Origin of the sequence: Bifidobacterium sp. UBA6881 (assembly GCA_002451435.1) — a bacterium.
In the GTDB taxonomy this organism is placed as follows: Bacteria; Actinomycetota; Actinomycetes; order Actinomycetales; family Bifidobacteriaceae; genus Bifidobacterium.
This window is the reverse complement of sequence record DKCF01000016.1, coordinates 1-6,012: the sequence shown is the minus strand read 5'-3', so window position 1 is coordinate 6,012 and position 6,012 is coordinate 1. Positions and strand designations below refer to the sequence as shown.

Sequence of the window (6,012 nt, the reverse complement as noted above, 5' to 3'; positions counted from 1 at the left end):
TTGAGTATGGAATCGATGCGATAGACATGCGCCCACACATCCGGCACATGGCCCGGTTTCGTGATGGCCATGAAAAACACGCCTTCAAACAGCACGCATAATGCCACGAACACCGGCATGCACCGAAAGAGCTTCTTCCTTTTCATATTGCGACTATCGCACGCACTTTTGACCATGCCGGCATCAGCCTCCACCGCGTTTACCATGCAGACATTCTCCAGCTACCTGCCAGACACTCGATAGTCCAGAGTGAACAACTACTATGTTATGCAGTCAGCTAATTGAAGCCTTGGAATAAGACCGGGCGTAGATACGAGGAACACGATGACGTTTGATGATGTGAACACCAATCGTTTCGAAGTGGGAGGCACGGGAAAGGATTCGGTTCCGCGAATCGGCAAACGACCTCGGCAGCCATATGCCGGAGGTGTCTACCGGCCTTTGACGAATGGCTCGAATACGGAAAAATCCAGCAAGGAGGCGGACGCTGCTCGCACAGTGCCTTCGGATTTCGCCGGTCACCATGGCACACGGCTTTTCGTAGCCAAAGATTCCATTCACCATGAGTCCCCATCCACGCATGGAAGCATCCACACGGGCGCACGTTCCAACGCCGTCCGCAGAGTCAACGAATCGGCCGAAACCGCCCATCGCACAGCAGAGATTATGGTACCGATCGCCGCAGCGGAAACCACCCCGACCGGATCCGCGAGCGCATCGCCTTCAACGGAACCGTCCGATACCGGCTCCAGCTCTGCGACCAGTGCCTCAGCCATCGCAGCAGACGTTCTCAGGCAAGCCGCCACCGGCGCCAAAGCCATCGGACGCACCGCCCGCCGCACCGCCGCATCAGTCAAAAACACGGCAGCAAAGGCACGCGAGGCATGGCATACCTTCACCAACCTCAAGGGCGTGCAATTCGTCATCGCGTTCTTCCGGAAAGTCCATGCCGTGTGGAAGAAGCGTCACCGCTTCTCCTATTCTTTCTATTTCATCATCATCGTCGCTCTCACAACATATGAGATCGCCTTAATCCAATGGGGAACAAATACCAAACCCAAATACCCCAAAGGTGCCGAAATCGATGCCCTCACTTATGTGAGTCAAAGCGTCATGGGGCAGACCGTCAATTTCTTCAGCAAGATATTCCTCAACAATCAATATCAGGCATTACTTAATTTAATCGTACTGAGCTTCATTTATTTAACGGTTGTTTTCATAATAAATCGCTTCTGGGTGGCGACGGCAATTTTCGGAACCGTGATGACAGTCTTCGCAATTGCGAACCACATCAAAATTCTCACCCGCAACGAACCAATCATTCCAGCCGACCTCAACTTCGTCTCCGGCGGAACCACCAAACAACTGTTTTCTTTCATCCCGAAATCATGCGAGACCCTTGTCAACAACGCTGCGACAGGCGTCACTTGGCTTATCATCATATGCATCATCATGCAGTTTGTCGATGGGCGAAACGCCATTATTCCCTGCCATTGGTGGAGGCCGTTCCGCAACGTCAAATCCATGGCAACAACCGCGGTCCGTATTCTTGCCGCAGTATTATCAGTTGCGGTTGTCTATTCATTTACCGCAGGCATCCGCAACGAGCAAAGCTGGGCTTATCAACTGACTCACAATCTGTCAGATTTTCCCGTCATGTGGAATGCCAAAACAGATGCGCAATACAACGGTCCAGCTATTAATTTTCTTCGTCTGTCGAATACCAAGGTCATGGATAAGCCAAAGGATTATTCTCAAACAACCATGGAAAAAATCGCATCAAAGTATGCGAAGGATGCGGTTTCAATCAATCGAAGCCGTGGCGCGAATATGACCGATAGCACCGTCATCATGATTCTGTCGGAATCGTTCTCGGATCCAACACGAGTTCCGGGAATCACCATGACGGAAGATCCGATGCCGAATATCCGTCAACTCAAAGAACAGACGACATCCGGTCTCATGTTGTCTCCCGGTTACGGTGGCGGCACAGCGAATATCGAATACCAAGCATTGTCAGGCCTGTCCATGGCCAATTTTGATTCTTCTTTGTCGATTGCCTACCAGCAACTGGTGCCCAATGAAAAATGGACGCCGACCCTGAATCAGCTTTGGAATGACGCGCATGGCAAGCAAGCGTCAATTGCCTACCACGATTATTACCGGAACATGTATTTCCGCAATACCAACTACAAGAAATTCGGTTTCAACAAATTCTGGGCAATCGACGGTTCGCACAAGCTGAAGGGTCTGACATACATCGACCGCGACTGGACCGCCTCGGATGAATCGCTCTACAACTACATTCTCAACGATGTCCAGCGAACCGATAAAAACCAATTCCTGCAAGTGGCAACCATGCAGAACCATACGCCTTACAACGACTGGTACGACAACAATCAGTTCAAGGACGCTGATATTTCGCAGAATCTCTCAGAGACGGAAAAAACCAATATCGACACCTACGCCAAGGGCGCCAGCTACACTGATCAGTCCACCTTGGCGTTCCTGCATTCTCTCAACGAAATCGACCGTCCCATCACCGTCATCTTCTATGGAGATCACCTGCCGGGAATCTATGACACCGCTTCGGCGAGCAAAAAGAACAGCCTCGCCCTTCACGAAACCGATTACTTCATCTGGTCCAACAACGCATCGCAATCCGCGGGGACTAAGCTCGATAGCGCCTCCAGTGCGTACACGTCTTCAAACTACTTCTCTGCGCAGCTTGCCCAGCATCTCAATGCCAAGGTCAGCCCATATATTGCATTCCTCACCAAGATGCATCAGGCAATTCCAGCAATGTCCGTACCGGCTTCCTCCGGCAGTAATGACAAGCCCACCTATCTTGACGCGAATGGCGACCTCGTCAAAAAAAAGAACCTTTCGAAGCAGGCAAAACGTCTACTGCACGATTATCAGCTCATTCAATACGATATAACCACAGGCAAGAATTATCTGAAAGACACCGGTTTCGTTGATTTGCCAAAGTGATCCATTGCTTACAATTGCTTAAGGTCACGATGAGGAAAGGCTGATTTGCTATGAAGATCGCAGTTGCAGGCACCGGCTATGTCGGGTTGTCCGTCGCATTGCTGCTTGCCCAGCATAACGAGGTTCACGCGCTCGACATCGTTCCCGAGAAGGTCGATTTGCTGAACCATGGCAAAAGCCCGATCGTCGATCCGGTAATCACGGATTTTCTCGATAAAAACGTGTCCGGCGAACGCCCGCTCGACTTCCATGCGACGCTCGACCCGCAGGAAGCGTATACGAACGTCGACTTCGCCGTTATCGCGACGCCGACGAATTATGACGAGAAAAAGAACTATTTCGACACGTCCAGTGTCGAGGCCGCAATCGCAGCCGTGCGCGAGCATGCCCCGCACGCGTGGATCGTCATCAAATCAACCATTCCGGTTGGTTACACGCAGCAGCTGCGCGACACCCTGCATGACAACCATATTCTCTTCTCCCCCGAGTTCCTTCGCGAAGGGCACGCGCTGTCCGACAATCTCCACCCGACCCGTATCGTGGTGGGCGCGCCACAGGACGACGAGGCGTCCGTCAAGGCGGCGCATGAATTCGTGAATCTGCTGGCGCATGGCGCCGACCCGGAGGAAAAGACCCGCATCAACGCCGATGGCAGCATCGGCATTCCGGAGCTTGTGGTCGGTACCACCGAGGCTGAGGCTATCAAGCTGTTCGCCAACACCTATCTGGCACTTCGCGTGGCGTATTTCAACGAATTGGACACTTATGCCGAAAGCCGCGGACTGAACACCCGCGAAATCATCGATGGCGTATGTCTCGATCCGCGTATCGGTGAAGGCTACAACAATCCGAGCTTCGGCTATGGCGGCTATTGCCTGCCGAAGGACACGAAGCAGCTGCTCGCCAACTACAACAAGGTGCCACAGAACCTTATCGAGGCAATCGTGGATGCGAACAGCACCCGCAAGGAATTCATCGCTTCCGACGTGATGGACCGCATCAAGGATGTGGAGCATCCGGTGATCGGCATCTATCGTCTGACGATGAAATCCGGTTCCGACAACTTCCGCCAGTCCGCCATTCAGGATGTGCTGAAGCAGTTCAAGGCGAACGGCATTCCCGTGCTGATTTACGAGCCCACGCTCAATAAGCCAGATTTCCAAGGCAGCGAAGTCACCCGCGATCTGGTGGACTTCAAGAACCGCGCCTCCATCATCGTCGCCAACCGTTGGAACGACGATTTGGCGGATGTAAGTGACAAGGTCTACACCCGCGATCTGTTCCGCAGGGACTGAGATTCGCACATTGTCGCTTGGTTGGCCTTTGACGGACCATCACGCCCTCTGTCAAAAACCAACCAAGCGATTTGCTTACTGCTTGCCCTGCAGCTTGCGTGCAACGACCTTCATGAGTTCGCGCTGCTTGGAGCCGGTTGGGGCGAAGGTGTCCACATACTTGCGGATGGGGCTGTCTTCGGCAATCGCACGCTCGTGGTGCTGCTGCGGGGCAGGACGCTCCACACCACTCATCGCGGCAATCATCTGCGAAACGAAGGGCGTCTCCTGCGCGTAGCTCCAGTACAGCGGGGCGAAGTCGCACCACGGGTTCTTCCAAGGCTTGTCGAATCCCGCATAATGCACGATCTTCGGCGCCTTGCGGGATTCCATATACGCCTTGTACACGTTAGCGGGAGCAAAGGCGAATACGCCGTTGACGCGATCGGCACAATCGTGCATCACGTTCCACGAATAATCAAGGTACGTGACCAGCCCCTCGCATTCCGCATTGAGAATATCCTGATCGTTGTAGATGTATCCCGGCTTGGAGGCGATTTCCAGCCATTCGCGCACCGTGTGGATCTTGCGCATGCGGTCGAGGTTCATCACCAGCACGCCGGCCTGGAAATAGCCATATGCGTCACGCATGTGCAGCTGCCTGTCAACGTATTCCGCGCGTTCGCCGTTCTTCATATTGAGATTGCCGATGAAATCGACGTCCGGTACCGCGGCGATGGCGTTGTCACCCAGCTCGGTATCGAACAGTTCGGCGACGTCCCCGTTGACCACCAGATCGCAGTCGAGGTACAGCAGCTTCGAATAGAACGGCAACGCCTCCTGAATGATGAAGCGGTAGTAGGTTTCCACACTGATGTGCGCATTGCTGGTGGTCAGGTGGAATCCGGCCAGATAGCGGCTCACGTCGAAGAAGCGGATCACCGCGTTCGGGAACTGGGCGAGGAAGCTCTTCACGTATCGCTTGTTCTCTTCGGTGATGTCGCGTTCCAGCACGATCACGTCGTAGGAACGACTCGGCGACGCGTTTTTCAGCATCGAGTAGATCGTGGTGGCGAGCATCGGCACGTAGTTGTTGTCGGCGGCGAACACCACCGGTACCACGCGTCCGTATTCGAGTCCCAGCGGTTCCAATGCGGCGACCGGTTCCGGATGCAGGAAGTGCACGCATTGCAGCTGCTTGATCTTCCAATTCGCGCCGGTGCGCTGCTTGTGCGCGATGAAAACGTTCAGCAATCGTTCGGAAAGGTGGCCGACGGTGCGCGTGGTCTGCACGTCCATCTTGCTGAAATCCGTGGTGCCCGCGAATTCGTCAAGCAGCGGGAACAGCCACTTGTTGTATTCGAAGAAGATCTCCTTCTTCATGATGAACATGTTGCAGAACGCCGCCTTGCGGCCATTGAGCACGGCATCGGCATCGGCTTTGTAATCGGGGTGGCGCGCGCACAGAATGTCGTACATGTGGCGCAGGTCCTTCAAACGCAGATGCTTATCGGCGTCCCAGTGCTGCTTGAGATTCGAGAATCCGCCGATGCGGCGCACGTCGTTCAACGGCGTGGTGACCACATCCCAGCCTTCCACGGCCTTCGCGATCGCCTCGTCAGTGATGCCGTATTCCGCGATCGTGCGATCGTCGATGTACGAATCGATGATTTCGCCGTAATCGTTCTCCTGATGCACGGTGTCGGTGAAATCGAAATAGCGACGGTAGTGGCAGAAGCCGTAG

At 54.0% G+C, this 6,012-nt stretch carries 3 protein-coding genes and 1 pseudogene; 2 read left to right on the top strand and 2 right to left on the bottom strand.

From position 1 onward, the window contains the following. Window positions 1-206, bottom strand: a pseudogene (locus tag B3C64_RS01185) (hypothetical protein); the annotation flags it as partial. A 118-nt stretch (window positions 207-324) separates the two neighbouring features. On the opposite strand from B3C64_RS01185, the gene B3C64_RS01180 reads away from it, so the two are divergent. After that, the gene (locus B3C64_RS01180) at window positions 325-2,994 is read left to right on the top strand and encodes an LTA synthase family protein (RefSeq protein WP_291533149.1); all 2,670 of its coding nucleotides are present in this window, start codon (window positions 325-327) and stop codon (window positions 2,992-2,994) included. Window positions 2,995-3,044: 50 nt separating this feature from the next. Then, window positions 3,045-4,289: a nucleotide sugar dehydrogenase gene (locus tag B3C64_RS01175; protein WP_291533148.1), complete on the top strand. Its 1,245-nt coding sequence runs from the start codon at window positions 3,045-3,047 to the stop codon at window positions 4,287-4,289. A gap of 75 nt (window positions 4,290-4,364) precedes the next feature. Here the strand turns inward: B3C64_RS01175 and B3C64_RS01170 are convergent. After that, the coding region (locus tag B3C64_RS01170; RefSeq protein WP_291533146.1) for a glycosyltransferase at window positions 4,365-6,012 on the bottom strand (1,648 nt) is incomplete at its 5' end.